At 58.6% G+C, this 25,346-nt stretch carries 27 protein-coding genes; 8 read left to right on the top strand and 19 right to left on the bottom strand.

What is annotated here, in order from left to right:
• Positions 1-2: 2 nt before the first annotated feature.
• On the top strand, positions 3-788 hold the full coding sequence (locus B9Z49_RS07035) for an SDR family NAD(P)-dependent oxidoreductase (protein WP_108352716.1): 786 nt from the start codon (positions 3-5) through the stop codon (positions 786-788).
• Between the two features lie 92 nt (positions 789-880).
• A complete protein-coding gene (locus tag B9Z49_RS22365) occupies positions 881-1,015 on the top strand; it encodes a hypothetical protein (protein WP_255418866.1) in 135 nt (44 codons plus the stop codon).
• A 219-nt stretch (positions 1,016-1,234) separates the two neighbouring features.
• On the opposite strand, the gene B9Z49_RS07030 is transcribed toward B9Z49_RS22365, so the two are convergent.
• From B9Z49_RS07030 to B9Z49_RS07015, 4 genes are all read right to left on the bottom strand, one after another.
• On the bottom strand, positions 1,235-2,434 hold the full coding sequence (locus B9Z49_RS07030) for a Bcr/CflA family efflux MFS transporter (protein ID WP_108352715.1): 1,200 nt from the start codon (positions 2,432-2,434) through the stop codon (positions 1,235-1,237).
• A 1-nt stretch (position 2,435) separates the two neighbouring features.
• A complete protein-coding gene (gene metW, locus B9Z49_RS07025; RefSeq protein ID WP_108352714.1) occupies positions 2,436-3,020 on the bottom strand; it encodes a methionine biosynthesis protein MetW in 585 nt (194 codons plus the stop codon).
• Positions 3,017-4,171 (bottom strand): homoserine O-acetyltransferase, encoded by a 1,155-nt coding sequence (locus tag B9Z49_RS07020; protein ID WP_108352713.1) that lies wholly within the window; start codon positions 4,169-4,171, stop codon positions 3,017-3,019. Before B9Z49_RS07020 ends, metW begins: the two co-directional genes overlap by 4 nt.
• Positions 4,172-4,390: 219 nt before the next feature.
• Entirely contained in the window at positions 4,391-4,957 is a 567-nt protein-coding gene (locus B9Z49_RS07015; protein WP_108352712.1) for a TMEM165/GDT1 family protein, read from the bottom strand.
• Between the two features lie 205 nt (positions 4,958-5,162).
• Here B9Z49_RS07015 and B9Z49_RS07010 point away from each other — a divergent pair, with 205 nt between their 5' ends.
• Positions 5,163-6,365, top strand: coding sequence for an ammonium transporter (locus B9Z49_RS07010; RefSeq protein ID WP_108352711.1), 1,203 nt, complete (start codon positions 5,163-5,165; stop codon positions 6,363-6,365).
• A gap of 228 nt (positions 6,366-6,593) precedes the next feature.
• Positions 6,594-7,226 (top strand): RNA-binding protein, encoded by a 633-nt coding sequence (locus B9Z49_RS07005; RefSeq protein WP_108352710.1) that lies wholly within the window; start codon positions 6,594-6,596, stop codon positions 7,224-7,226.
• 167 nt (positions 7,227-7,393) lie between these two features.
• Here B9Z49_RS07005 and lptC read toward each other — a convergent pair whose 3' ends face one another.
• From lptC to B9Z49_RS06990, 3 genes are read right to left on the bottom strand one after another with little or no spacing between them, the layout of a single operon-like run.
• Positions 7,394-8,002, bottom strand: coding sequence for an LPS export ABC transporter periplasmic protein LptC (lptC, locus tag B9Z49_RS07000; RefSeq protein WP_108352709.1), 609 nt, complete (start codon positions 8,000-8,002; stop codon positions 7,394-7,396).
• Positions 7,999-8,586 carry an HAD family hydrolase gene (locus tag B9Z49_RS06995; RefSeq protein ID WP_108352708.1) on the bottom strand — a complete coding sequence of 196 codons (588 nt, stop codon included), beginning with the start codon at positions 8,584-8,586 and terminating at the stop codon, positions 7,999-8,001. Before B9Z49_RS06995 ends, lptC begins: the two co-directional genes overlap by 4 nt.
• Before the next feature lies 1 nt (position 8,587).
• Positions 8,588-9,574, bottom strand: coding sequence for an SIS domain-containing protein (locus B9Z49_RS06990; protein WP_108352707.1), 987 nt, complete (start codon positions 9,572-9,574; stop codon positions 8,588-8,590).
• A 79-nt stretch (positions 9,575-9,653) separates the two neighbouring features.
• On the opposite strand from B9Z49_RS06990, the gene B9Z49_RS06985 reads away from it, so the two are divergent.
• The 3 genes from B9Z49_RS06985 to B9Z49_RS06975 all read left to right on the top strand — a co-directional run bounded on the left by B9Z49_RS06985 (position 9,654) and on the right by B9Z49_RS06975 (position 12,820).
• On the top strand, positions 9,654-11,639 hold the full coding sequence (locus tag B9Z49_RS06985; protein WP_108352706.1) for a monovalent cation:proton antiporter family protein: 1,986 nt from the start codon (positions 9,654-9,656) through the stop codon (positions 11,637-11,639).
• Between the two features lie 4 nt (positions 11,640-11,643).
• Positions 11,644-12,198, top strand: a complete 555-nt coding sequence (locus B9Z49_RS06980) for an adenine phosphoribosyltransferase (RefSeq protein ID WP_108352705.1) — start codon at positions 11,644-11,646, stop codon at positions 12,196-12,198.
• A gap of 85 nt (positions 12,199-12,283) precedes the next feature.
• The gene (locus tag B9Z49_RS06975; protein WP_108352704.1) at positions 12,284-12,820 is read left to right on the top strand and encodes a 2,4'-dihydroxyacetophenone dioxygenase family protein; all 537 of its coding nucleotides are present in this window, start codon (positions 12,284-12,286) and stop codon (positions 12,818-12,820) included.
• Positions 12,821-12,900: 80 nt separating this feature from the next.
• Here B9Z49_RS06975 and B9Z49_RS06970 read toward each other — a convergent pair whose 3' ends face one another.
• From B9Z49_RS06970 to B9Z49_RS06940, 7 genes are read right to left on the bottom strand one after another with little or no spacing between them, the layout of a single operon-like run.
• Entirely contained in the window at positions 12,901-13,974 is a 1,074-nt protein-coding gene (locus B9Z49_RS06970; RefSeq protein WP_108352703.1) for an ABC transporter substrate-binding protein, read from the bottom strand.
• Complete coding sequence (locus tag B9Z49_RS06965; RefSeq protein ID WP_108352702.1) at positions 13,971-15,122, bottom strand: FAD-binding oxidoreductase; 1,152 nt, start codon at positions 15,120-15,122, stop codon at positions 13,971-13,973. Before B9Z49_RS06965 ends, B9Z49_RS06970 begins: the two co-directional genes overlap by 4 nt.
• Positions 15,119-16,516: an NAD(P)/FAD-dependent oxidoreductase gene (locus B9Z49_RS06960; protein ID WP_108352701.1), complete on the bottom strand. Its 1,398-nt coding sequence runs from the start codon at positions 16,514-16,516 to the stop codon at positions 15,119-15,121. Before B9Z49_RS06960 ends, B9Z49_RS06965 begins: the two co-directional genes overlap by 4 nt.
• Positions 16,513-16,815, bottom strand: a complete 303-nt coding sequence (locus tag B9Z49_RS06955) for a (2Fe-2S)-binding protein (RefSeq protein WP_108352700.1) — start codon at positions 16,813-16,815, stop codon at positions 16,513-16,515. The genes B9Z49_RS06960 and B9Z49_RS06955 overlap by 4 nt, the downstream gene beginning before the upstream one ends.
• Positions 16,812-17,606 carry an ABC transporter permease gene (locus tag B9Z49_RS06950; RefSeq protein WP_108352699.1) on the bottom strand — a complete coding sequence of 265 codons (795 nt, stop codon included), beginning with the start codon at positions 17,604-17,606 and terminating at the stop codon, positions 16,812-16,814. Before B9Z49_RS06950 ends, B9Z49_RS06955 begins: the two co-directional genes overlap by 4 nt.
• Positions 17,603-18,463 carry an ABC transporter permease gene (locus tag B9Z49_RS06945; protein WP_108352698.1) on the bottom strand — a complete coding sequence of 287 codons (861 nt, stop codon included), beginning with the start codon at positions 18,461-18,463 and terminating at the stop codon, positions 17,603-17,605. The genes B9Z49_RS06950 and B9Z49_RS06945 overlap by 4 nt, the downstream gene beginning before the upstream one ends.
• Positions 18,460-19,506: an ABC transporter ATP-binding protein gene (locus B9Z49_RS06940; RefSeq protein WP_108352697.1), complete on the bottom strand. Its 1,047-nt coding sequence runs from the start codon at positions 19,504-19,506 to the stop codon at positions 18,460-18,462. The genes B9Z49_RS06945 and B9Z49_RS06940 overlap by 4 nt, the downstream gene beginning before the upstream one ends.
• Positions 19,507-19,694: 188 nt before the next feature.
• Here B9Z49_RS06940 and B9Z49_RS06935 point away from each other — a divergent pair, with 188 nt between their 5' ends.
• Positions 19,695-20,519: an IclR family transcriptional regulator gene (locus tag B9Z49_RS06935; RefSeq protein WP_108352696.1), complete on the top strand. Its 825-nt coding sequence runs from the start codon at positions 19,695-19,697 to the stop codon at positions 20,517-20,519.
• Positions 20,520-20,544: 25 nt separating this feature from the next.
• Here B9Z49_RS06935 and B9Z49_RS06930 read toward each other — a convergent pair whose 3' ends face one another.
• Genes B9Z49_RS06930 through B9Z49_RS06910 form a run of 5 tightly spaced genes read right to left on the bottom strand, consistent with a single transcriptional unit; the run spans position 20,545 to position 25,149 of the window.
• Complete coding sequence (locus B9Z49_RS06930; protein ID WP_108352695.1) at positions 20,545-21,504, bottom strand: branched-chain amino acid ABC transporter permease; 960 nt, start codon at positions 21,502-21,504, stop codon at positions 20,545-20,547.
• Positions 21,505-21,508: 4 nt separating this feature from the next.
• A complete protein-coding gene (locus B9Z49_RS06925; RefSeq protein WP_108352694.1) occupies positions 21,509-22,393 on the bottom strand; it encodes a branched-chain amino acid ABC transporter permease in 885 nt (294 codons plus the stop codon).
• 36 nt (positions 22,394-22,429) lie between these two features.
• Positions 22,430-23,644, bottom strand: coding sequence for an ABC transporter substrate-binding protein (locus B9Z49_RS06920; RefSeq protein ID WP_108352693.1), 1,215 nt, complete (start codon positions 23,642-23,644; stop codon positions 22,430-22,432).
• Between the two features lie 25 nt (positions 23,645-23,669).
• Positions 23,670-24,380 carry an ABC transporter ATP-binding protein gene (locus tag B9Z49_RS06915; protein ID WP_108352813.1) on the bottom strand — a complete coding sequence of 237 codons (711 nt, stop codon included), beginning with the start codon at positions 24,378-24,380 and terminating at the stop codon, positions 23,670-23,672.
• The gene (locus tag B9Z49_RS06910) at positions 24,373-25,149 is read right to left on the bottom strand and encodes an ABC transporter ATP-binding protein (RefSeq protein ID WP_108352692.1); all 777 of its coding nucleotides are present in this window, start codon (positions 25,147-25,149) and stop codon (positions 24,373-24,375) included. Before B9Z49_RS06910 ends, B9Z49_RS06915 begins: the two co-directional genes overlap by 8 nt.
• Between the last annotated feature and the right edge of the window lie 197 nt (positions 25,150-25,346).

The following is a 25,346-nucleotide window of genomic DNA, read 5'->3' as shown; positions in this document are numbered from 1 at the left end:
CAATGGCTGAGCAGGAACCAAAAGAGGTGTTGAGGACCGCCCAAGACTTTAAAGGCCGAGTGGTCATGATCACGGGTGGTGGATCAGGTATTGGCGAAATCACATGCAAAATTTTGGCCGCAGGTGGAGCCAAAGTAGCGGTGGTCGACTTTGATTTAACTGCAGCAGAACGTGTGGCTTCGCAAATTCAATCTCAGGCTGGCATTTCTGTCGCCATACAAGCAGATGTTACTCAAGCTGAGGCTGTTAATCAGGCCGTACAGCAAGTTGTAAGACTCTGGGGTAGTTTGCACATGGCTGTCAATAACGCCGGAATTCCGTCGCCTAGAGCTGCGGTTGCTGATACCGATTTGGCGATCTGGAGCCGTGTTTTGGATGTCAATCTGACTGGCATGTTTTATTGCTTGCGCAGTGAAATTCCAGCGATTTTGAACAGTGGTGGTGGTGCCATAGTGAACTTGTCTTCGATTCTGGGTCTCAATGGCATGGCAGGTCGAGCAGCATATGTTGCCGCCAAGCATGGTGTTGTGGGCCTGACCAAATCGGCCGCTTTGGACTATGCACAAACAGGGCTGCGAATCAACGCGGTTGCACCAGGTTATGTCGACACGCCTCTTCTAAAAGAACGCACCGCTGATGAACGCCAAAGTATTGCCCAGATGCATCCAATGGGCAAGATGGCTGAGCCTCAGGAAATTGCGGAAGTCATTACTTTTTTGCTTTCTCCCAGAGCCTCTTTTATCACCGGGCAAACGTATTTGGTTGATGGTGGCTACTCAGCACGTTAAACGGCAAATGCTCAACATTTCGAAATCTTGCATTGCATGTAATCGTTTGATCATTGTTTCGCAATGTCCACTTAAATTTGAAGAGATATCAAATGAATGAGCGCAGTGTGATCGTTTCTGAGGAAGTTGATGCAAATCAAGCTGAGCCTGTTAGCCTCTGGTTTACCTTAGCGATTGCCTGTTTGCTTGTTGCGATATTTTTTGCTCTTTTCATTGCGGCCTTTTGATGTAATCGGCTAAGGACATTTGGAGGAGAGTCTGTTCCGGATTGTGAAGAAACGGTCGGGGGTGATCGATTCTGTTTTGCTAGAAGCTGTCATTCAATTGGTTGAAGACAAAGGCCGCTTTGGGTCGGTTCCTGCCTTTGGTTACAGCTTTTCGTAGTCTGCTTACAGCCTTCAACAGCCACTGAGACTCAAAAACCAGCGTTCAGCCATTTCGGCAACTCAACGCCTGCGCAGGAAAAATTGCGCCACAGCGCCCGTCAGGGCAAAGCCCAGCATCATCCAACCCAAGTTCACCGCGCCTTCGTGCGGCACCAAGCCCACCAGGTAGCCGGCGCTGGCCCCGGTGAGTTGCTGCATCAGGCCTGCCACCGCAGCGGCCGAACCTGCCAGCGCGGGCACCACGCCCACCGTGCCCGCCAGCGTAGGCGGGTTCAGCAGGCCATGACCCAAGCCCAAAAGCAACAAGGGCAAAGCCACGGCCAGCGCCGTCTGCACGCCACCCAAGCCCAGCGCCAGCATCACCACCAGACCGCCCAGCGTCAGCGCCTGGCCCCAGGCCATGACGCGTGATTCGCCCGCCTGCTGGATCAGGCGAGAGGTCATGAAATTGCCCAAAATGTACGAAACAGGCACAGCCATGATGAACCAACCAATACCATCCGGACCGATGCCATAGCCCTTGAGCACGATGGGTGCGCCTGCCAGGAAAGCGTAAAACGTGGCGGTGGAGGCCGCCAGGATGGCGACGTAGAGCAAAAAGCGCGGCTCGCGCAGCAGGCGGGCGTAAGCGCTGAGCATGGCGCGCAGCCAGTGGCCCGTTGCAGGCGCGCTTTGGGCCCCACGCGGCAAGCCCAGCCACGCTGCCACCAAGAGCAGCACGTCCAAAACAGCCAGCAACACAAAGTTGGTTTGCCAGCCAAAGCGCACATGCATCTGCCCGCCGATCAGCGTAGCCAGCGGCGGGCACATGCCCATCGCCATGCCGATGTAGGCCATGACGCGTGTGCGTTGTGGTCCGGCAAACAGGTCTTGCACCATGGAGCGGCTGACCACCATGCTGGCGGCGCAGCCCGCGCCTTGCAGCACACGGGCGGCAATGAGTGTGGTGATGTCGGTGGCCAGCGCGGCCATGACCGAGGCCAGTCCCGCGATCACCAGCCCCAGCATCAGGATGGGCTTTCGCCCATACCGATCCGACAAGGGGCCATACACCAACTGCAAGGCACCGTAGGCCACCACGTAGCCGCTGAAGGTCAGCTGCACATCGGTTTGGTGGGTGTCAAAAATCACGCCCCACTCTTGCATGGAGGGCAGGCAAAGCGTCATGGCCAGCAGGCCAAAGGCGATTTGTGCCAACACGTTGGCGATGAGCCAGGGGCTGTGGGCGGCAGTGTTCTGGGTGCCGGGCGCGCTGGCCATGTCAGCCGCGCTGCAACTTGTAGACCGCCGTGCCCGCCATCAGGTTGGGCCACAGACGCACTTCATGACCGTTTTGCAGGCCAAAGGCATCCACCACGCGCAGCTGGTTTTTATGGGCCAGGTCGCCAAAGTCAGCATAGGTGCCCACGCGGATGTTGGGTGTGTCGTACCACTGGTATGGCAGTCGCTTGGTCACCGGCATGCGGCCTTGCAACACGCTCAGGCGGTTGAACCAATGCGCAAAATTGGGGAAGGCCACGATGCCCACACGGCCCACGCGCACCGTCTCGCGCAGCATGGTCTCGGCGTTGCGCAAGTGCTGCAGCGTGTCGATTTGCAGCACCACGTCAAACGACTGGTCGGCAAACAGACTCAGGCCCTCGTCCAGGTTCAGCTGGATCACGTTCACACCGCGCTGCACGCAGGCGTGCACATTGGCGTCGTCCAGCTCCACACCGTAACCAGTACAGCCCTTGTGTTGTTGAAGATAGGCCAGCAAGGCCCCATCGCCACAGCCCAAATCGAGCACGCGGGCGCCTTGCGGCACGAGGCGAGCAATGGCTTGCATGATCAGGGGGTCGCTCATGCGGCACCTCCTTCGTTCAAAGTCTTCGCCATGTTGTCAAAGTAAGAACGCACCACGTTCAGGTAGCGCGCATCATCCAGCAAAAAGGCGTCGTGCCCGTGCGGCGCGTCAATTTCGGCGTAGCTCACGTCGCGGTGGTTGTCGAGCAGGGCCTTGACCATTTCGCGGCTGCGGGCGGGCGAGAAGCGCCAGTCGGTGCTGAAGCTGACCAGCAAAAACTTGCAGCTGGCGCGGGCCAGCGCTTTGGACAAGTCGCCGCCAAAGGCGCGTGCCGGGTCAAAGTAATCGAGCGCCCGTGTGATCAGCAAATAGGTGTTCGCGTCAAAGTACTCGCTGAACTTGTCACCTTGGTAGCGAAGGTAGCTTTCAATCTGGAACTCGACTTCTTGCGTGGAATATTTGTAGCCAGTGGCGTTGTGCGTCACGGCTTCGCGCAGCTCACGGCCAAATTTTTCGTTCATCACGTCATCGCTCAGGTACGTGATGTGGCCGATCATGCGGGCGATGCGCAGGCCGCGTTTGGGCACCACGCCTTGTGCGACAAAGTGGCCGTTGTGAAAGTCCGGGTCGGTCACGATGGCGCGGCGGGCCACTTCGTTGAAGGCGATGTTTTCGGCATTCAAATTGGGGGCACTGGCCACCACCACCGCGTGTTTCACGCGCTCGGGGTATTGCAGCGTCCAACTCAGCGCCTGCATGCCGCCCAAACTGCCGCCCATCACGGCAGCCAATTGTTCAATGCCCAAGGCGTCGAGTAAAAGGGCCTGGGCGTTGACCCAGTCTTCCACCGTCACCACCGGGAAGTCGGCGCCATAGACGCGCCCGGTGTCGGGGTTCACATGCATGGGGCCAGTCGAGCCAAAGCACGAACCCAGGTTATTCACGCCAATAACAAAAAATCGGTCGGTGTCGAGCGACTTGCCGGGACCGATCATGTTGTCCCACCAACCCAGGTTTTTGGGCTGGTCGGCGTACACACCCGCCACATGGTGTGAGGCATTGAGGGCGTGGCAGATCAGCACCGCGTTGGATTTGTCGGCGTTGAGCGTGCCGTAGGTTTCGTAGCTCAGTGAATAGCCACGGATGGACGCACCACTTTGCAAAGGCAAAGGGGCTTCAAACAGCATGCTTTGGGATTCGGCGATCAGCATCGAATGTGTTCTGGTGTGCAAAAAAACAAAACCCGGCTTCGCAGTCAGCTGGGCCGGGTTTCTGTGAGATGAAACACACGCCATTTAGCTGAATTTCGAAACCAGTCAGGTTCCGGCGCCCGCAATCGGGTTCAAATCGGCGCATGGAGCAAGTATAAGGGCGATGAACCCCATGGCTGGGCAAGCATCAGAACACCAGCATCCGGGTCAGAGGACTGCTCAGCTGCCCCAGCCCGACAACGCGATCACGCCGAGCACGGCAAAAATACCTGCAGAAATCAGGTGCACCAGACGCAGTGGAACGCGCTGGGTGATGGCGTCGCCCAGCCACACCACGGGTGCGTTGGCCAGCATCATGCCCAGCGTGGTGCCCGCCACCACGGCGAACCAGGCGTTGTATTGCGCCGCCAGCATCACGGTGGCGATTTGGGTCTTATCGCCCATCTCGGCCAGAAAGAACGCCACCACCGTGGTCAAAAACACGCCCATGCGCGGGGCGCTGTCGCCTTCTTCATCGTCCAGCTTGTCGGGGATCAGCATCCAAGCTGCCATGGCGATGAAGGACGCGCCCAGGACCCAGCGCAGCACGTCGGGGCCCATCACGGTGGTGACCCAGCTGCCCACGGCGCCAGCCAAGCCATGGTTGGCCAAGGTGGCCACCAAAATCCCCAACACGATGGGCCAGGGCTTGCGAAAACGGGCGGCCAGCACGAGTGACAAAAGCTGGGTTTTGTCACCCATTTCGGCCAAAGCCACGATACCGGTAGAGACGAAAAATGCTTCCATGGGGGAGTGCGGGCGTCAGCCTGAACACTGAATTGCTAAGAGGTGGGCATCTTACGTGAGGGACCTGTGCACCGGTTTGGGGGCGTGACGATCGCTCAGGCACTTGTGACTTACTTTGGGTGCGTTTCTTGCTTTTCTTTGGTGCGCGAGGGTGGATCGCCCCCAAAATGCACCAAATCAAATCAAAATTTTTCAAAGGACGATCATGGAAGCACTAAAACAGGGCGCAGATGCGCTTTTTATATTGTTGGGCGGCATCATGGTGTTGGCCATGCACGCCGGTTTTGCTTTTCTGGAGCTGGGCACGGTCCGCAAAAAAAACCAGGTCAATGCGCTGGTCAAAATCCTGGTGGATTTTTCGGTATCCACTGTGGTTTATTTTGTGGTCGGTTACAGCGTGGCTTATGGCACCACCTTCTTTGTCGGGGCAGAGCAATTGGCCGCCAAAAACGGCTACGACCTGGTCAAGTTCTTCTTTTTGCTGACCTTTGCCGCCGCCATTCCCGCCATCATTTCGGGCGGCATTGCCGAGCGGGCCAAGTTCTGGCCGCAGTTGATCGCCACGGCTGTGATCGTGGGTTTTGTTTACCCCCTCTTTGAGGGCATTGTCTGGAACCAGCACTTTGGCGTGCAGGCTTGGATCAAGGCGCTCACGGGCGATGAGTTCCATGACTTTGCAGGTTCAGTGGTGGTCCACGCCATGGGGGGCTGGATCGCTTTGCCCGCGGTCATTTTGCTGGGTGCGCGCTACAACCGTTACCGAAAAAACGGTGAAGTTTCGGCACATCCCCCTTCGAGCATTCCGTTTTTGGCCTTGGGCTCGTGGATCCTGATCGTGGGCTGGTTTGGCTTCAACGTGATGAGCGCCCAGACGCTGGACAAAATCTCCGGTCTCGTGGCGGTTAATTCCCTGATGGCCATGGTGGGTGGCACATTGGCGGCTTTGGTTTTGGGCAAAAACGACCCCGGCTTTGTGCACAACGGTCCCTTGGCCGGTTTGGTGGCGGTCTGTGCAGGCTCCGATTTAATGCATCCTTTTGGTGCAATGGTCACAGGTGCTGTGGCCGGCGCCTTGTTTGTGGTGATGTTCACCCTGACCCAGAACAAATGGAAAATCGACGATGTGCTGGGCGTGTGGCCCTTGCATGGCATTTGCGGTGCCTGGGGCGGTATTGCGGCGGGCATTTTTGGGGCCAGCAGCTTGGGCGGGTTGGGTGGCGTCAACCTGAGCGCGCAGTTAATCGGCACCAGCCTCGGTGTGGCATGGGCCCTGTTCGCCGGTGTGGCGATTTACGGCCTATTGAAAATCACCCTCGGATTGAAACTCAGCCCCGAGGAAGAATATGACGGGGCCGATTTGACGATTCACAAAATCAGCGCCTCGCCCGAGCGGGAAGTGAGTTGGTAAAACAACAAATGTGCGTGGTTTCACACTTTTTGCAGGGCATTTAAAGAAAATGCCTTGCATTTATTTTTGTTTTCTCGAAGATAGTGGACAGGCTTTAGCGGCATTTCCACTGAAGTCCAGTTTGCGGTGAACAGGTCAGTTTCGCTTTCCTTCCGATGTTTTCAGGTTTGTTGAATGCGCTTTCGGAACTCCATCGCTTTTATCTCTGTGTTTTGAGGAGTCCCTTTCATGGGCAACAAACTTTACGTCGGCAACCTGGCTTATTCGGTGCGAGACGGTGATCTGGAACAAGCCTTCGGTGAATTCGGTGCTGTGACCAGCGCCAAAGTCATGATGGAACGCGATACGGGCCGCTCCAAAGGCTTCGGCTTTGTGGAAATGGGCAACGATAACGAAGCCCAAGCCGCGATCAACGGCATGAATGGCCAGCCTTTGGGCGGCCGCAATGTGGTCGTGAACGAAGCACGCCCGATGGAAGCACGCCCTCCACGGTCAGGCGGCGGTGGCTTTGGCGGCCCTCGCCGTGAAGGCGGCGGTGGTGGCGGTGGTGGCGGTGGTGGCGGTGGTGGCGGTGGTGGCGGCGGTGGCGGCGGTTACGGCGGCGGCGGCGGTTACGGCGGTGGTGGCGGCTATGGCGGCGGCCGCGAAGGCGGTGGCGGATATGGCGGCGGCGGTCGTAGCGATGGCGGTGGCGGCTACGGTGGCGGCGGTCGTAGCGATGGCGGTGGCGGCTACGGTGGCGGCGGTCGTGGTGAAGGCGGCGGCCGTGGCGATGGCGGTGGTTTCAGAAGCCCCTACGGCGCAGGCCCCCGTGGTGGTGGTCGCCGTGAAGGTGGCCGCGAAGGCGGTGGCGACTACTGATTGAGCACATGGGCTGATCACTCAGCCCATGAAAGCCCAAAGCCCTGCGTTGCAGGGCTTTGTCGTTTCTAGCGCCCTGCGTGGCGCGAACCTTCAGAAAAATCTGCCCCCATCCGCCGGGGTTTCGACAGGGTTTGAGCCGGGCTTGTTCCGGTTTTGTGGTTCTCTTAAGGGGTCTGACGTGGCGGTAAAACCGCTCGCACGCGGCCCTGCAGCTCGTACTGACCGCTTCGGGTGTCAAAGCGCATGTTTTGGCCCGTGAACACTTCAGCGCCGCGCGTGATGCGCACCGGCTGGTCCGAAACCAGCCGCTCTTCTTCCAACCAAGCCGTGAATGTTTCACCGCGCAACTCGACGCGCGGGCCCTGAGCGTCTGCCTGTCTGACTGCCAGCGCTTCGCCGGTCAGGGTCACCTGTTGATCGGCCTCACGGGAAATACCTTTTTGGGCTTGGGCCGTCAGGCGTGTGCCCGCCTCGTTTTCGGCCAGAATGCGCACGCCCTCGATGTGCAGGCTTTGCGTGGCCGGAAAGTGCGTGGCGCTTTGCCCGCTGACTTCGCGAGTCAGTCGGCCTGTGGCGTCAAAGGATTTGACCGTAAATTGATCGAGGCGGAAATCCGGGTCCTGACGCAGCTGGGGGTCAATGCCGGGCGGCATCAACTCGGGCACGCTGCGAACCAACCACCAGCTGCCCAAAGCCAAAATCGCAAACAGGAACAAGGGCAAGTAAATCGTCAACCGGTCCAGGGTGCGGCGCAGCCGCGTGAGCAAGTTCATGCCGATGCGCCCGGGTGGTCATGCACCCCCACTTGCGCGAGTAAGGCGGCGTAGTGCCCGCCCGCCACCAGCAGCAGGTCACAAAAGGCGCGGGCCGCGCCTTCGCCGCCGCGCTCGGCGGTGATGTGGTGGGCCAGCGCTTTGGCCTGGGCATGGGCATTGGCCGGGGCACAAGCAAAAGCGGCGCTTTGCATCACGGGCAAATCGGGCCAGTCGTCGCCGATGGCGGCCGCTTGCGCCCAGCTCAGGTTCAGTTCGCTCAAAAAGGCCTCGGCTGCCGGGCGCTTGTCTTCGGTGCCAAAGCGTGCGTGGGTGATGCCCAGCGCCTTCAGGCGCAAGCGCAGCGGGGCCGAGTCACGGCCGGTAATCACCACGGGCGTGATGCCGGCCTTTTGCAGCAGTTTCAGGCCCTGGCCGTCGAGTGTGTTGAAGCGCTTGAGGGTCTCACCGCTTTCAGAAAAATACAGCCCGCCATCGGTCAGCACGCCGTCGATGTCGAAAAAGGCCACGCGAATGCCTTGCGCTTGCAGCAACAACTCGGGCGGGTAATTCAAGACAGGGGTGAGCGCTTTGAAGTCTTGCATGTCAAATCACCTTGGCCCGCATCAGGTCGTTGGAGTTGATGGCCCCGCACAGGAGGCCCTGCGCGTCCACCACCAAAATGCTGGTGACGCGGTGCAGTTCCATCATCTCGGCGGCTTCGACGGCCAGCGCGTCATGGCGGATGGTGCGCGGATTGGGGTGCATGACGTCGCGGGCACTCAGGCTGCGCAGGTCCACGCCTTTTTCAATCAAACGGCGCAAATCGCCATCGGTGAACACGCCCAGCACGCGGCCATCGGCATCGGTGACCGAAGTGGCACCCAAGCCCTTGCTGCTCATCTCGCGCATGAGGGCCGTGAATTCGGCATCCGGCCCGACTTGCGGCACATCGGTGCCTTTGCGCATCACATCGCCCACATGCGTGAGCAGCTTGCGGCCCAGCGACCCCCCCGGGTGCGAGCGTGCAAAGTCTTCGGGCTTAAAGCCGCGGGCATCCAGCAGGGCCACGGCAAGCGCATCGCCCATGGCCAGCTGGGCGGTGGTGCTGGCGGTGGGGGCCAGGTTCAAAGGGCAGGCCTCTTTGTCGACGGAGCAGTCAAGCACCACGTCGGCGTGGCGGGCCAGAAATGACTGTAGGCCGCCGGTCAGCGCGATCAGGGGCACGCCCTGGCGTTTGAGCACCGGCAGGATGGCCACCAGCTCGTCGCTCTCGCCGCTGTTGGAGATGGCCAGCACCACATCCACGGTTTTGATCATGCCCAGGTCGCCATGACTGGCCTCGCCTGGGTGAACAAACATGGCCGGGGTGCCGGTCGATGCCAAGGTGGCGGCAATCTTGCGGCCAATGTGGCCGCTCTTGCCCATGCCAGTGACGACCACGCGGCCTTGCACGCCCAGCACCAAGTTCACGGCTTGAACAAAGCGCTCGTCCAACCGGTCTTTCAATTGGAGCAAAGCGGCGGCCTCGATGTCGAGGGTCTCGCGGGCGAGTTGCAGGGTGTGGGCGGAATGGGCAAGCATGTTTTGCATTTTATCGGGCGCAGCACATGGCCCTTGAAATGACGCGGTTGCTGAATACGGGGCCATGCGCGCTTGTTAATATGGACGCATGAGCGCTTTGGAGTTGACCCTGTTGTATTTGCTGGCCGCCGTGCTGGGTGTGGTGGGCTGCCGCATGCTCAAGCTGCCGCCCATGCTGGGCTATCTGGCGGTGGGGGTGCTGATTGGCCCCAACGCGCTGGCACTGGCGCAAAACTCCGAGGGCGTCAAACACCTGGCCGAGTTCGGCGTGGTGTTTTTGATGTTTGTCATCGGGCTGGAGTTCAACCTGCCCAAGTTGCGCTCCATGCGCAAACATGTGTTTGGCCTGGGCCTGCTGCAGGTGCTGCTGACGCTGGTGATCGTGACGGTGTTTTCCTTGTTCGTGGCCACGATGGCGCCCACCCTTTGGAAAATGGAGTGGCAAACCGCGCTGGCCCTGTCGAGCGCGATGGCCATGAGCAGTACAGCGATCGTGGTCAAGTTGGTGGCCGACCGGCTGGAGCTGGAGTCTGAACACGGCAAACGCGTGGTGGGTGTGCTGCTGTTTCAGGATTTGGCAGTGGTGCCGCTGATCGTGATGATTCCGGCCCTGAGCGCCCCGGCTGACGAAATGCTCACCGCCTTGCTGATGGCCGCACTCAAAGCCACCGTCTTGATCACCTTGCTCATGACGGGCGGGCAGCGCGTGATGCGCTGGTGGCTGACCCTGGTGGCGCGGCGCAAGAGCGAAGAGCTGTTTGTGCTGAACCTGTTGTTGGTCACGCTGGGCCTGGCCTGGATCACCGAAATAGCAGGTCTGAGCTTGGCACTGGGGGCTTTCATTGCGGGCATGCTGATTTCAGAGACCGAATACAAGCACCAAGTGGAGCTGGACATCCGGCCCTTCCACGATGTGTTGTTGGGTCTGTTTTTCATCACCATCGGCATGATGCTGGACTGGCACATCGTGGTCGAGCGCTGGCCCTTGGTGCTGGTGCTGACCACCTTGCCGGTGATTTTCAAGCTGGTTTTGGTGACCGCATTGGCCAAGTTCACGGGTGCCCCCAATGGGGTGGCGCTGCGCACCGGTTTGTATCTGGCGCAGGCGGGTGAGTTCGGTTTTGTGTTGCTCACTCTGGGGGCGCAAAGCCAAATCATTCCACCAGCCTTGCTCAACCCGGTGCTGGCCAGCATGGTGCTGTCCATGATGGCCACGCCTTTCATCATCATGCACAGCGAACGCATCGTGCTCAAGGTGGTGGCCGGCGAGTGGCTGCAGCAATCCCTGCAAATGACCACCATTGCCCGCAAGTCGATCAGCACCAGCAAGCACGTCATCATTTGCGGCTACGGGCGTTGCGGACAGAACCTGGCACGCATGCTCGACAAAGAAAAAATCCCTTACATGGCGCTGGACCTGGACCCTGACCGGGTGCGTCAGGCCGCTGCTGCCGGAGATTCGGTGGTGTTTGGCGATGCCGGGCGTCTGCAATCGCTCATGGCCGCAGGCCTGGCCCGCGCCAGCGCGGTGGTGATCACGTATCTGGACGTGCCCGCTGCCATGAAGGTGCTGGACCACACCCACAGCCACGCCCCCCAGGTGCCGGTGATTGTGCGCACGCAAGATGACCTGGACTTGGAAAAATTGCTGGCCGCTGGTGCCACTGAAGTGGTGCCGGAGGCGATCGAGGGCTCCCTCATGCTGGCCAGCCATGCGCTGGCGTTGGTGGGTGTGCCCATGCGCCGCGTGATCCGCATCGTGCAAGACCAGCGCGACGCCCGCTACAACCTGCTGCGAGGGTATTTCCACGGAGCCGACGACGACACGCTAGACGAGATCGACCACGAACGCCTGACCACAGTGGGGCTGCCCATGGCCTCGCCCTGGCTGGGCAAGCAGGTGAAAGACCTCGCTTTTCATGCCATGGGGGTGCGCGTGGTCAACCTGCGCCGCGCCAATGGCCAACCCGAAAACGTGAGCGAAGACACCGCGTTGTACGCGGGCGACACGCTGGTGCTGTCGGGCAAATCCCAAACACTGGCGGTGGCCGAAGAAAAACTCCTGCAAGGCTGAAGACATGGACGATCTGAGCGTCAACGATTATCTGAAAAGCCACATCCGCACGGTGCCCGATTGGCCCGCGCCGGGGGTGCAATTCCGAGACATCACCCCGCTGCTGCAAGACCCACGCGTGTTCCGGGTGCTGATCGACGCCTTTGTGCACCGCTACATGCACCCCGCCTTGCGCCCGGATGTGGTGGCGGGTCTGGATGCGCGGGGCTTTATTTTGGGCTCGGTGGTGGCTTATGAACTGGGACTGGGTTTTGTGCCCATCCGCAAAAAAGGCAAGCTGCCTTTCACCACCGTGGAAGAAACCTACGAGCTGGAATACGGCAGTGCCACGGTCGAGCTGCACACCGACGCGGTCAAGCCGGGTCAGCGGGTGCTGCTGATCGACGACCTGATCGCCACGGGTGGCACCATGCTGGCGGGCAAAAAGCTGCTTGAAAAACTCGGCGCTACGGTGATCGAAGGAGCGGCCATCGTGGACTTGCCCGAGCTGGGAGGCTCGAAGCGGATCCGGGACAGCAGCTTGAATCTGTTCACACTGGTGTCGTTCGAAGGACATTAAGAGCTCTGGCAGGTGTCGCGCAAGACGCAGGCAGGCCAGGCGACCCGTTTTAAGCTTTGCACTTCAACTCTTCGCACTCATTGCCATGAACGCTCCCCACACCCCAGCAGCGGTCGCCGACGACCGCGTGCCTTACGCCAAGCCCCAGCCCTGGGGCATGGCCCCCGACATGGTGGTGCACGACGTGCAAACCGAAGACGAACGCTTGTGGGCCCCGGTGGCCCCGGGCATTTGGTCACGCCCGCTGCACCTGAACGTGACGGGTGGCTTTTACGTGCACCTGCTCAAAGTCAAGCGCTCGGGCCTGTTGCAGCGCCACCGGCATTCGGGCCAGGTGCATGCCCATGTGCTGCGCGGCAAATGGTTGTACCTGGAACACGACTGGGTGGCCGAAGAAGGCAGTTATGTGTTCGAGCCCCCGGGTGAGACCCACACCCTGGTGGTGCCCGACGACTGCCAGGACATGGTGACGATGTTCACCGTGCATGGTGCCTTGATGTACGTGGACACGCAAGGCAACGCCACCGGCTATGACGATGTGTTCACCCGCATCGAGAAGTACCGCACCCACTTTGAGGCCGTGGGCTTGGGAGCGGATTACGTGAAAAAATTCATGCGTTAAGTTCGCAGAGCGTTGATAAAAACCCGCCCAAGGTGTCACGGGCGGGCTTCTTCAAAGACGGTCCTTTGGTCCGATGCGTTTTATCTTTCGATGCTGCGGTTCCAACGCGCATTCCATGCAGGACGGTTCTCGTTGATCACGTTCCAATCCAGCACGACTGCTGATTTCATGTAGTCGGCAAACTGTCTCAGTTTCAATTTGGCATCATCGCCCACAGCGGGTGCTTTGGGGTTGGACGGGATCTGGTTGCCGTGCTCCAGACCTGCAGCCTGTGCTTGGGCTGACAGCAGATACTCGGCCAGCTTTTGTGACAGAACAGGCTCGGAATTTTTGGCAATCACACACTCGGCCACCATGAGCACTACCGAGCCTTCTTTGGGCTGAGCGTATTCGACGGCAATGCCCTTTTCCTGCAAGGTGGCCACGCTGGTCGGTGTCAAGGGCGCAATGGCGGCTTCACCGTTCTGGATCATTTCGGCCAATTTGGCCGAGCTGGGGATGTACTCGAGCACGTTGGGGCCAATCGATGCTTTCCAAGCATTGAATCCCGGGTCTACGTTGGCTTCGGTGCCGCCTTTGATGCGGTTGAACATCAAAAAGCCATGCAGGCCAAATGAAGAAGATGGCATGGATTGGAAGACCACTTTGCCCTTGAATTTGGGGTCCGCCAAATCCATCCAGGAGGTGGGTGCGGCCCAGCCCTTTTCGGCAAACATTTTCTTGTTGTAAGCCAAGCCTGTCATGCCCATGGTCACACCGGCAGCGATGTCATCCTTGAAGCGCGCGGTGGGGAAAATTTCATTCAAAGCAGGGCTGGGTTTGAGCTTCTCGCACAGCCCCATGCCTGCGGCTCGGATCATCACCCCATCGTCCAGGAACATCACATGCATCTGGGGCCTGTCTTTGTTGGCTTGCGCCTTGGCCAGGATTTCTGATGAGGTGCCCGGGACCACCACCACTTTCACGTTGTTCGCTTTTTCAAAGGCCGGGAAAACATGGCTTGTCCATGTTTTTTCCATGATGCCACCATTCATGCCGATGTACAGGGTTTTGGTTTGGGCCTGCGACAAGCCTGGTGCCATGGCCGCGATGGCGACGGCCAGGGCGCCAAGCGGCGCTTTTACAGAAATTTTTGATCGCGAGAAGGGGGTCATGGTAAGTCTCCTGGGGTTGATGTGACGGACGAAGAAACGGCAGAAAAACGGGCGATGGAAAAGGCCTCAATGGGGGTGGACGAGCGGCCATGGCAAACCAGTTCGGCCAACACCTCACCCACAGCAGGACCGGTTTGAAAACCTGCGCCTGCGAAGCCAAAAGCGTGGATCAAACCTGGCGTGGTCTGGCTCCTGCCGATCACCGGTTCATGGTCAGGCAAATAACCTTCGGTACCACTCCAGGTGCGGATCACATGGGCGTGCCGCAGGCTAGGCAACAGTTCAACCGAGCGGGCCAGCACCAGGCCAATGGCCTCGCGCGAAGGCCTGGCGCGCAGATCATCCAGCGCAAAACCCCGTGATCCACCGATCACGCAATTGCCTCTGGGGGCTTGTCTTGCATAGATGCCGCCACCTTCAACGCCAAGGCTCAAGTTCATGAAGGCAGGCAATGGATCGGTGACGGCCATGACCGGGTGTGCAGACACCATGGGCACCATTTCGTTGAATTGAGCGGCAATGTGCCCTGCCCAGGCACCTGCACAGTTGAGCAAATGGTCACTGCAAATGTGGACACCCGTGTCGCTTTCGATCTCAAAGCCTCGGCCCGAGTGGTGGATGTGCTTGGCGGTGGTGTTCTCCATGACCACCGCCCCGGCAGCTTGCGCCGCCTTGGCAAATGCAGGCGAAACCAGCCGAGGGTTGGCATGCCCGTCTTCGGCGCACAAGGAGCCGCCCAACACGCGCTCGCCCAGCCAGGGGTAGGTCTTGCGAAGGGCATCACCGCCAATGATTTGCAAGTCCAGGCCAAGGGCCTGACTTTTGTCGCGGTAGGTTTGCAGCGATGCCAGATCGGCTTCGGTCCGTGCAATTTTCAGGTGGCCAGAGCGGATGTATTCGCCATCGGTACCGATCAGCTCGGGCAAGCGCCCCCAGATGGCATGGGCCCGCTGCGACAGTGGCAATTGCACCAACGAACGCCCCTGGCGGCGAACGCCACCATAGTTCACGCCACTGGAACGTGAACCACACACATCCCGCTCCATCACCAGCACAGACTTGCCCAGCTTTCTCAAGGCCAGAGCCGCACTCGCGCCGACGATGCCGCCGCCCACGATGGCCACGTCAAAGTGCTGTGCGAAGCTCATGCGGGACCCTCGCTTTTGGCGCTGAGGGCTTTTTCAAAGGGAATGGGTTTGATGGGCGCTTGTCCACGCAAACGGCCCACCTGCGAGGGCGCTTGCTGCGTGCAATGCGCCAGCAATTCAGCGGCGGCACAAGCACACATGCGCCCTTGGCAACGCCCCATGCCCACCCGCGACAAAGCTTTTAAACGGTTCAGCTCAAGTGCTCCCGATGCTTGGGCGATTTCCCGAATTTCGCCTGCTGTGATCTCTTCGCAGCGACAGATCACCACCTCGTTGGTAGTCATGGCAGGCCATTGGGTGGGCTCGGGAAAGGCTTGGGTCAAACCTGAGCCAAAGGTCCGGCGTTTTGCAATCTGCCGGTCCAGCGTCTTGATGCGTGCCTTTTCTGCGTCAGTCAAAACCAGCCCTTGATCCATAAGAAAGGCCCATGCGGCACGCTCTCCTGACCACTCGGCCGCATCAGCGCCTTGAATGCTGGCGCCATCGCCCGCCATGTACACCCCGGGCACAGACGATCGGCCCGCGCTGTCTTTGGTGGGCAGCCAGGCCCTGTCTGCCTGGTGATACGCAAACTCGCAGCCCAACAAATCGGCCAACTGGGTTTCCGACCTCAGACCATACCCCGTGGCCACCGCATCGCAGTCGATGCGGTGTTCGCCGAGCTGGTCGCGCCAGATCAATTGTTCGACCGATGCGTCACCCAGCGCTTGCACCGGCATGGCCCCTCGCTGGATGGCGACCCCGTGGGCCATGAGCCAGGCCACGTAATAAAGGCCTTTGGCCAAGACAGACGATTGGGCCATCATGTCCGGCAAAGCACTCAGCTGGTCGCTCAACTGGGCACTGTCCAAAATGGCCGCAACGTGCCCACCCGCTTTGACGTATTGGTAGGCGACGAGGTAAAGCAAAGGCCCAGTGCCCGCAAAGACCACCGACTTGCCGATGGCGCAGCCTTGAAACTTCAGAGCCACTTGTGCGCCCCCCAGGCTGAACACACCGGGCAGTGTCCAGCCCAAAAAAGGCAGGATCCTGTCGGTCGCACCCGTGGCCATGATGAGGGCTGAATAGGGCAAGACCGATGTCTTGTCTTGGTGCAGCAAATCCAGGCACCCGGCCTCGGCATTCCACACCAGTGTGTTGGGTCTGTAATCGATGTGCGGCATCAAGGCCTGCATGGCGTTCAGGACGGCATCGGCTTTGCTGGCCTCGAAGCCATACAGGCTTTTTCGGCTGCGTTCAAAATTCTTGGGTGGTTGTCGGTAAATCTGACCGCCGTGACGCGCGTTTTCGTCGAGCACGATCGGGCGCAAGCCTTTGGACACCAAAGTTTGAGCGGCGCGGATGCCCGCAGGGCCTGCGCCAACAATCACGGTCTGGGCAAGGGGGGTGTTCATGGTGTCACCACCAAACGCATGCCAGGTTCGATCAGTTTGAGGCAGCTGCGCAAACGCGAACCCTCTTCGGTCACCACCCAGCAATCCTGGCAAGCACCCATGACACAAAACCCGGCCCGTATGGCCCCGGATGGGTCGGCCCGTCGAAGGCCCCGACTTTGCGTGAGCAGTGCCGTCATGATGGTGTCACCAACCAAAGCCTGGCAAGCCTCTCCGTTCAGGAAAAAGGTGAGCGGTTCGCGCTGCTTTTCACTCAGTCTGACCCACAAGCCAGCGGATTTGGGATGGGCCTGTGTCATTTGCCACCCACCAGTATTTTGTCCAGACCATAGAGGCGGTCCAGGATGATCATCACTGCGGCCGTCAAGGCCACCATCAAGGCCGAGACGGCGGCCATCAGTGGATCGAGCGACTCTGTGGCGTACATGTACATGCGCACAGGCAAGGTCACCGTGGCCGGCGAGGTGACAAAAATGGACATGGTCACTTCGTCAAAGCTATTGATGAATGCCAACAGCCACCCTCCCGTAACGCCAGGCAAGATCATGGGCAAAGTCACACGCCTGAAGACCGTCAAACGGCTGGCCCCCAAGGACAAAGCTGCATGTTCACAATGCCTGTCCATGCCCACCGCCGCAGCCAACACCAGGCGCAAGGCATACGGGGTGATCACCACCACATGCGCCATCATGAGCCAATAAAAATTGCCTGTCGCACCGATGAGTGTAAACATTCTCAAAATCGCCACCCCCAACACCAGGTGGGGCACGATCAAGGGTGAGAGAAACAGGGCATTGAGGGCGTCGCGGCCTTTGAACTCGTAACGTGAGATGGCCAGTCCCGCAGGCACCGCCAGCAGGGTTGACAAAGTGGCCGCCCCCAAGCCCAGCCAAAGGCTGTTCCAAAACGAGGTGATGAAATCGGGGTGATCAAACACCGCCTTGAACCAGCGCAGCGAGAACTCGGTGGTCGGAATCGTCAAGGTGTTTTCGGGCGTGAATGCGACCAGACAAACGATCAGCAAAGGCGCCAGCATGAAACCGATCACCAAGGCATTGAACAGCTTGGCAATGGGGCCGTTTCGGTTCATGCAACCCCCATGGATTTTTTGTAGCGGCCTTCCAGCACGCGGTTGTAGCTGAGCATGACCACCAGATTGGCCAGCAGCAAAATCAAGGCCAGCGTCGCCCCCAGTGGCCAGTTCAATTCGTGCAGGTATTCGTCATAAACCACCGTGGCTACCATTTTCAGACGGCGTCCACCCAACAAGCCCGGAATGGCAAATGCACTGGCACACAAGCCAAACACAATCAGGCAACCCGACAAAATGCCCGGCATCACCTGCGGCAACACAATCCGCCGCACGGTGGTGAAGGGTGATGCAGACAAGGACAAGGCCGCATGCTCGACGCCCGGGTCGAGTTTTTGCAACGAAGTCCAGATCGGGATGATCATGAAGGGCAGCATGACGTGCACCAAGGCGATGATCACCGCCCATTCGGTGTACAGGATCTTGACTGAACCCAGACCGGCAAAAGCAAAAAACTGGTTGATCACACCATTCGGTCCCAGCAACATGCTCCAGCCAAAAGCCCTGACCACTACTGAAACCAGCAGGGGTGCCAGCACCACCAGCAAACAGATCGTTCTCCACGGGTCCCGCATCCGGCTTAAAACATAGGCTTCGGGTGCACCGATCAATAAGCAAATCCCGGTGGTCATGACAGACACCCAGAACGTGCGCCAGAAGATCTCAAAATAATACGGGTCGGTCAGCACCTCGATGTAATGTGCCAGGGTGTACTCGTTTTTCACCCCCGTGTTGTAGTCAAACACTTGGAAAGACAAAAGACCCGTCATCAAAAGAGGGGCCAGCAACAAGCCGCAAAACAGCAGCAGTGCCGGAGCAGACAAGATCCATGGCGTCAGTGGCCTTTGTGCGCTCATGACAATACCCGCATGGCTTCATCAGACCAATCCAGGCCTGTACTTTGACCCTCGTTCAAAGGGGAAGTGTCATTGTTCGCGCATGTGATGGTCAACAGGCCTTGCGCTGTTTCCACCTGATAAAGCCATTGGCTGCCCAGAAAAAACCTGGCCATGACCAAACCATCCACGCGACCCGCGCCTTGAGCAACACACTGAATTTTCTCGGGCCGCACGCTGACCATCACGGCCTGGCCTTCAACCCAGAGGCCTGAGGCCACCTTGAGTTTCAAGCCGCGCATATCGATGCAGCAGTCACCATCGTTGTGGATGACCTGCCCTTGCAACAGATTGGCTTTGCCTACAAATTTGGAGATGAATTGGGTTTGCGGGTTTTCGTAAAGCGTGAATGGCTTGTCAATTTGAGTCACGCGCCCTGCTTGCATCACCACCACACGGTCACTGAGCGACATGGCTTCGGTCTGGTCGTGCGTGACCATGATCGTGGTGGTGCCAACTTTGCGTTGAATCTGACGCAGCTCGAATTGCATTTCTTCACGCAGCTTGGCGTCCAGATTGGACAAAGGCTCGTCCAGCAGCAAGACGGGGGGCTCGATCACCAATGCGCGGGCCAGAGCGACCCTTTGACGTTGCCCGCCTGAAAGTTCTCGGGGGTAGCGCTGTGCCAATTCGTCCAAGTGCACCAATGACAAAGCTGAGGCCACTCGGTCTGCACGTTCGCGCTTCGCCACGGCGCGCATCTCCAAGCCAAAACTCACATTCTGGCTGACCGTCATGTGGGGAAACAACGCATAGCTTTGAAACACAATGCCCAAGCCCCGTGTGTTGGGTGGGCTGTGGGTGATGTTTTTGCCATCGAGGCAAATTTTGCCGTGGCTGGCCTCGACAAACCCGGCAATCATTTGCAGCGTCGTGGTCTTGCCACAACCCGACGGTCCCAAAAGGGTCAGGAACTCTCCTTTTTCAACGCTCAGGTTCATGTCTTCCACGGCACATTGCGAGCCATAGAACTTGGAAAGATTGGTCAGCGTCAAAAACGACATTCGCCACACTCCTGTGCCCGCAGGCTCTGCTCTGATCCCTCCAGACATCTGCTCTGGACTTTGACAAATGGTGTTGCAATCACACCAGAGCGTCAACAGGGTATTTCACTAAACGGCATAACTATTTAATTTATTTCATTGTGCAGAATAATTGACATAAAATCCTTAAAATTCTTCAGTTATACAAAATGACCAAGACCTCAACGGGATCCGGTGTGCTGGAAAGGGCTTTTGCCATCATTGGCCATTTGTCCCATGCGCAACGCGAGGGTGCGCGCGTGACGCAAATTGCCAAAGACATCGGGCTGACGCAAGCCACCGTTCACCGCACTTTGCAAGCCCTGATTGCCCAGAATGTGGTGGAGCAGGATGAGCGGACGAAACACTACCGGCTGAGCATCGAATTTTTTGCATTGGCTGCGCGTGCTGGTAACCCCTCGCTGCTGCGCGACCTGTGTCGGCCGGGGTTGCTGCGCCTGTCGGCCAGTTTGGGCGACACCATGTTCTTATTGGCGCGCAGTGGTTTTGATGCGGTATGCATTGACCGCAGCGAAGGGCCTTTTCCGATTCGCTCGTTCACAGGCGATATTGGCGGTCGCGTGGCGCTGGGTGTGGGACAAGGCAGTTTGGCTATTTTGGCTTTTTTGCCAGAAGCTGAACGCGAAGAAGTCATTCGCTTCAATGTGCCCCGCGTGAGGGAGTTGGGCACGTTCGATGAGGTGTATTTGAGGACCGAGATCGATCGGGTTCGGGCACAAGGCTATGCCGACAAAAACACGGGCTTGCTGGAGGGCATGGCTGGCGTGGCTGTACCGATTTGCAATCGTGACGGCCATGCCGTAGCAGCATTGAGTGTCGGGACTATTTCGACCCGATTGAACGCAGAAAGATTGCCTGCTGTTGTGGATTTGCTCCGCAAGGAGGCCCAGCGTGTTTCACCGCAAATCAACCCCTTTGACCCCACATTGCGCAGGCCGCTTTCCTTTTTGGCTGCTTGGATGCCCAACGGGTGAGAACCGCATCCGTTGGGACAGATGTTTACAGCGGCTTCTTGATCCAGTTGGCAATTTCGCCAATGATGCCGCGACGGAAGGCCAGCACACAAATTACAAAGATCACGCCTTGCATGATAGTGACCCAGGCACCAAATTGGGCAAAATAGTTTTGCATGCTGACGATGACCGCAGCGCCAGCCACAGGGCCAAACAAAGTGCCCATGCCGCCCAGCAGGGTCATCAAGACCACCTCACCCGACATGGACCAATGCACGTCGGTCAGCGAGGCCAACTGGAACACCAGCGACTTGGTGGCCCCGGCGGTACCCGCCAAAGCGCCCGAGATCACAAAAGCAATCAGCTTGAACATGTCGGTGTCGTAACCCAGCGAAATGGCTCGGTCCTGGTTTTCGCGGATGGCTTTGAGGATCTGGCCGAAGGGAGAATAAATGATGCGCCAAATCAGGGCAAAACCGGCCAGGAAAATCGCCAGCACAAACATGTACATGGCCGAATTTTCAGCCAAATCGAACACGCCAAACAGCTTGCCGCGTGGCACCGACTGGATGCCGTCTTCGCCGCCTGTGAACGGCGTTTGCAGATAAAAGAAAAACACCATCTGCGAAAACGCCAAAGTGATCATCGCAAAATAAATGCCTTGCCGGCGAATGGCCAGCATGCCTGTCACCAGCGCCAGCAAGCCAGAGCAAGCGGTGGCAAACAGCACCGCCAGCTCGGGGTTCCAGCCCCAGACTTTGGCCGCGTGGGCTGCGGCATAACCAGCGGTGCCCAAAAACATGGCGTGGCCAAACGACAGCAGGCCGCCAAAACCAATGAGCAGGTTGAAGGCGCATGCAAACAAGGCAAAGCACATGACCTTCATCAGGAAGATGGGGTACACCCAGATCGGGGCGATGACCAGCACCATCACCATGATGGCAAAGGCCACCCACTGGTGCGTGAACGACTGGGTCTTGAGTGAGGGGGTCGAGACAGTGGTCATGGTCTTACTTCTGGGTGCCGAACAGGCCTGCAGGCTTGATCAAAAGAACGATGGTCATGATGATGAAAATCACCGTGCTGGAGGCTTCCGGGTAGAACACTTTGGTCAAGCCCTCGATCAGGCCCAAGCCAAAACCGGTGAGGATCGCCCCCATGATGGAGCCCATGCCGCCAATCACGACCACCGCAAACACCACAATGATGATGTCGGCGCCCATGGTCGGGTTGACCTGGTAAATGGGCGCGGCCATCACGCCGGCAAAAGCGGCCAAGCCCACGCCGAAGCCATAAGTCAGGGTAATCATGCGGGGCACGTTGACGCCAAAAGCCTGCACCAGGCTGGGGTTTTCAGTGGCGGCGCGCAAATAGGCGCCCAGCTTGGTCCGCTCGATCACGTACCAGGTGGACAAGCACACGACCAACGAAGCCACGATGACCCAAGCGCGGTACTTGGGCAGGAACATGAAGCCGGTGTTGTAGGCACCCTTGAAGACCTCGGGCACCGGATAAGGCATGCCCGAAGAGCCGAATTCGTGTCGGAACAAACCCTGAATGATCAAGGCCAGACCGAAGGTGAGCAGCAGGCCATACAGGTGGTCCAGCTTGTACAGCTGCTTGAGCATGATGCGCTCAATAAGCATGCCTGTCGCGCCCACCAGGATGGGCGTCAGGATGAGCGACACCCAGTAGTTGATGCCCAGCTTTGTCAGCGACAAATAGGCCACAAAGGCGCCCAGCATGTACTGGGCGCCGTGGGTGAAGTTGATGATGTTCAACAAGCCGAAAATCACGGCCAGGCCCAGCGAGAGCAATGCGTAAAAAGAGCCGTTGATCAGCCCGATCAGCAATTGCCCGAACAGGGCTTGCGAGGGTATGCCAAAGATTTCCATGGTGATGTATCGACTTGCTTGAACAAAGGGTTGAAATTACTTCTTGACCAACGGGCACTCGCTCTCAGCCAGGGGGCGGAAAGCCTCGTTGGCAGGAATGGTGGCCACCAGCTTGTAGTAGTCGTATGGGCCTTTGGATTCGGCAGGCTTCTTGACCTGGAACAGGTAGGCCGGGTGAATCTTGCGACCGTCAGCGCGCACAGTGCCTTTGCCGAACAAAGGATCGTCGGTGGGCAGCTCTTTCATCTTGGCGGCGACTTTGCTGCCGTCATCGGTCTTGGCAGCATCCACAGCCTTCAGGTAGTGGATCACGCTGGAGTAAACACCGGCTTGCACCATCGATGGGTATTTGCCACCCTGGATTGCTGCGAAACGCTTGCTGAAAGCGCGGGTGTTGTCGTTCAGATCCCAGTAGAAGGTTTCGGTCAGCATCAGGCCTTGCGCGATGTTCAGACCCAACGAGTGCACGTCTGGCAGGAACACCAGCATGCCGGCCAGGTTTTGACCGCCTTTGGTGATGCCGAATTCAGCCGCTTGCTTGATGGAGTTGGTGGTGTCACCACCCGCGTTGGCCAGACCAATGATCTTGGCTTTGGAGGCTTGTGCTTGCAGCAAGAAAGAAGAGAAGTCTTGTGTTGGGAAGGGTGTGCGGACTTTACCGACCACCTTGCCGCCGTTCTTGTTCACCACAGCTTCGGTGTCGCGCTCCAGGGCGTGGCCGAAAGCGTAGTCAGCGGTCAGGAAGAACCAGGTGTCACCACCACTTTTCACAATGGCTTTGCCTGTGCCGTTGGCCAGCATCCAGGTGTCATAAGCCCAGTGGATGGTGTTGGCGTTACAGGCCTTGCCCGACAGATCGGCCGTGGCTGAGCCTGAGTTGACGTGCAGTTTGCCTTTGTCGCTGGCAATTTTGGCCACAGCCAGACCCACCGAAGATGTGGGCACGTCGGCGATCATGTCGACTTTGTCGGTGTCAAACCACTGGCGAGCCACGTTAGAGCCCACATCGGGTTTGTTTTGGTGGTCAGCGCTGACGATTTCGACTTTGAGCGTGCTCTTGGTCGCCTTGATGTAGTCCTCGACGGCCATGCGGGCCGCAGTCACCGAGCCGGGGCCGGTGATGTCGGAATACAAGCCCGACATGTCGTTCATCACGCCGATCTTGACGATGCCGTCAGAGATCTGTGCTTGGGCTGAGCCTGCAAAGGCGCAAGCGGCCACGGCAGCGAGGGAAAGAAGTTTGCGTTTCATCGTGTTATCTCCAGTTAGAAAAAAATCACACACCCAAGTACTCATGCAGCATGCCCATTTTGGCGGACAGCTCTTGCGAGCTGAAGGTCTCCACCATCTGGCCATGCTCCATCACGTAAAACCGATCCGCCAAGGGCGCGGCAAACCGGAAGTTCTGTTCCACCATGATGATCGTGAAGCCCTTGGCCTTGAGGGCCTTGATCATGCGGGCTAAGGCTTGAACAATGACCGGGGCCAAGCCTTCGGAAATTTCGTCGAGAAGCAAAAACCGCGCACCCGTGCGCAGGATGCGGCCGACCGCCAGCATTTGTTGCTCGCCACCTGACAGCCGGGTGCCGGGGCTGTTTCGGCGCTCCAGCAAGTTGGGGAACATGTCGTAGATTTCCTCGACCGACATGCCGTTCGGGGCAATAACGGGCGGTAGCATCAGGTTTTCTTCGCAGGTCAGGGCCGAGAAAATGCCGCGTTCTTCGGGGCAATAACCAATTCCGAGCTTGGCGATCTGGTGCGGCGCCCAGTTCACGGTCTCTTGGCCCCTGATGGTGATGGAGCCGGTGCGCCGACCGACCAGGCCGAGGATGGATTTGACGGTGGTGGTACGCCCAGCGCCGTTGCGCCCCAGCAGCGTGACCACTTCGCCTTCGTTGACGGTCATGTCCACCCCATGCAGGATGTGCGACTCTCCGTACCAGGATTGCAGGTTGCTGATGCGCAGGAATTCTTTGGAATCAGCCATGGGCACCCTCCAGTTGGTTGTCGGCGGTGCCCATGTAGGCTTCAAGCACTTGGGGATTTTTCGAAACCACTTCGTAAGGTCCTTCGGCAATCACTTGTCCACGTTGCAAAACGCTGATGGTGTCGGCAATCTTGGACACCACGCTCATGTTGTGTTCCACCATCAGGATGGTGCGGTTGGCGCCGACTTTTTTGATCAGCTGCGTCACACGGTCCACGTCTTCGTGGCCCATGCCTTGGGTGGGCTCATCCAGCAGCATCAGTTCGGGGTCCATGGCCAGCGTGGTGGCGATCTCCAGGGCGCGCTTGCGGCCGTAGGGCAATTCCACGGCAGTCAGATCGGCCATGCTGCCCAAATCGACCTGGTCCAGCAGCGCCATGGCCTTGTCGTTGAGCTGGTTCAGGCTGCGCTCGGAACGCCAGAAATGCAGCGATATGCCCGTGGCGCGCTGCAAACCAATGCGCACGTTTTCCATCACCGTGAGGTTGGGGAAGGTGGCCGAAATCTGGAACGAGCGCACGATGCCCCGGCGCGCCACCTGGGAGGGTTTTTCGCCGGTGATGTCGTGGCCATTGAACAGGATCTGCCCCTTGGTCGGAATCAGGAATTTGGTCAGCAGGTTGAAGACCGTGGTCTTGCCTGCGCCATTGGGGCCGATCAACGCGTGAATCTGGCCGCGCTGCACGCTCAGGTTCACGTCATTGACGGCGACAAAGCCCTTGAACTCTTTGATGAGATTCCGGGTTTCAAGGATGGTGTTGCTGGACATCTGGAGGGCTCAGTTTCTTTCGGCGTATGTTTCAAACTGTACAAAGTGGGCCATTGTGAGACTGGAGCGTCACTTTTTGCTTCATGGTTATCCCGTGGTTTGTCTCGTTGGTGTCTACAAATCGCGAGCATTTCCCATTTCAGCGGCTGCCATAGGGCTAGGCCAAATCTGTGCTGCTTGCAAGCTGACGGCGTTAC

Source organism: Limnohabitans sp. 2KL-51, from assembly GCF_003063645.1.
Taxonomy (GTDB): Bacteria; Pseudomonadota; Gammaproteobacteria; order Burkholderiales; family Burkholderiaceae_C; genus Limnohabitans_A.
This window is presented reverse-complemented; position numbering and strand designations above follow the sequence as displayed.

Bases quoted from the DNA above. Each gene is read 5' to 3' on its own strand.
- B9Z49_RS06955 (WP_108352700.1), bottom strand. From the start codon at position 16,815: ATGACACAGGCCCATCCCAAATCCGCTGGCTTGTGGGTCAGACTGAGT.
- B9Z49_RS07035 (WP_108352716.1), top strand. From the start codon at position 3: ATGGCTGAGCAGGAACCAAAAGAGGTGTTGAGGACCGCCCAAGACTTT.
- B9Z49_RS06915 (WP_108352813.1), bottom strand. From the start codon at position 24,380: ATGGCTGATTCCAAAGAATTCCTGCGCATCAGCAACCTGCAATCCTGG.
- metW (WP_108352714.1), bottom strand. From the start codon at position 3,020: ATGAGCGACCCCCTGATCATGCAAGCCATTGCTCGCCTCGTGCCGCAA.
- B9Z49_RS06995 (WP_108352708.1), bottom strand. From the start codon at position 8,586: ATGCAAGACTTCAAAGCGCTCACCCCTGTCTTGAATTACCCGCCCGAG.
- B9Z49_RS06920 (WP_108352693.1), bottom strand. From the start codon at position 23,644: ATGAAACGCAAACTTCTTTCCCTCGCTGCCGTGGCCGCTTGCGCCTTT.
- B9Z49_RS07010 (WP_108352711.1), top strand. From the start codon at position 5,163: ATGGAAGCACTAAAACAGGGCGCAGATGCGCTTTTTATATTGTTGGGC.
- B9Z49_RS06990 (WP_108352707.1), bottom strand. From the start codon at position 9,574: ATGCAAAACATGCTTGCCCATTCCGCCCACACCCTGCAACTCGCCCGC.
- B9Z49_RS06970 (WP_108352703.1), bottom strand. From the start codon at position 13,974: ATGACCCCCTTCTCGCGATCAAAAATTTCTGTAAAAGCGCCGCTTGGC.
- B9Z49_RS06965 (WP_108352702.1), bottom strand. From the start codon at position 15,122: ATGAGCTTCGCACAGCACTTTGACGTGGCCATCGTGGGCGGCGGCATC.
- B9Z49_RS07020 (WP_108352713.1), bottom strand. From the start codon at position 4,171: ATGCTGATCGCCGAATCCCAAAGCATGCTGTTTGAAGCCCCTTTGCCT.
- B9Z49_RS22365 (WP_255418866.1), top strand. From the start codon at position 881: ATGAATGAGCGCAGTGTGATCGTTTCTGAGGAAGTTGATGCAAATCAA.
- B9Z49_RS06910 (WP_108352692.1), bottom strand. From the start codon at position 25,149: ATGTCCAGCAACACCATCCTTGAAACCCGGAATCTCATCAAAGAGTTC.
- B9Z49_RS06985 (WP_108352706.1), top strand. From the start codon at position 9,654: ATGAGCGCTTTGGAGTTGACCCTGTTGTATTTGCTGGCCGCCGTGCTG.
- B9Z49_RS06960 (WP_108352701.1), bottom strand. From the start codon at position 16,516: ATGAACACCCCCCTTGCCCAGACCGTGATTGTTGGCGCAGGCCCTGCG.
- B9Z49_RS07015 (WP_108352712.1), bottom strand. From the start codon at position 4,957: ATGGAAGCATTTTTCGTCTCTACCGGTATCGTGGCTTTGGCCGAAATG.
- B9Z49_RS07030 (WP_108352715.1), bottom strand. From the start codon at position 2,434: ATGGCCAGCGCGCCCGGCACCCAGAACACTGCCGCCCACAGCCCCTGG.
- B9Z49_RS06950 (WP_108352699.1), bottom strand. From the start codon at position 17,606: ATGAACCGAAACGGCCCCATTGCCAAGCTGTTCAATGCCTTGGTGATC.
- B9Z49_RS06980 (WP_108352705.1), top strand. From the start codon at position 11,644: ATGGACGATCTGAGCGTCAACGATTATCTGAAAAGCCACATCCGCACG.
- lptC (WP_108352709.1), bottom strand. From the start codon at position 8,002: ATGAACTTGCTCACGCGGCTGCGCCGCACCCTGGACCGGTTGACGATT.
- B9Z49_RS07005 (WP_108352710.1), top strand. From the start codon at position 6,594: ATGGGCAACAAACTTTACGTCGGCAACCTGGCTTATTCGGTGCGAGAC.
- B9Z49_RS06940 (WP_108352697.1), bottom strand. From the start codon at position 19,506: ATGTCGTTTTTGACGCTGACCAATCTTTCCAAGTTCTATGGCTCGCAA.
- B9Z49_RS06930 (WP_108352695.1), bottom strand. From the start codon at position 21,504: ATGACCACTGTCTCGACCCCCTCACTCAAGACCCAGTCGTTCACGCAC.
- B9Z49_RS06975 (WP_108352704.1), top strand. From the start codon at position 12,284: ATGAACGCTCCCCACACCCCAGCAGCGGTCGCCGACGACCGCGTGCCT.
- B9Z49_RS06935 (WP_108352696.1), top strand. From the start codon at position 19,695: ATGACCAAGACCTCAACGGGATCCGGTGTGCTGGAAAGGGCTTTTGCC.
- B9Z49_RS06945 (WP_108352698.1), bottom strand. From the start codon at position 18,463: ATGAGCGCACAAAGGCCACTGACGCCATGGATCTTGTCTGCTCCGGCA.
- B9Z49_RS06925 (WP_108352694.1), bottom strand. From the start codon at position 22,393: ATGGAAATCTTTGGCATACCCTCGCAAGCCCTGTTCGGGCAATTGCTG.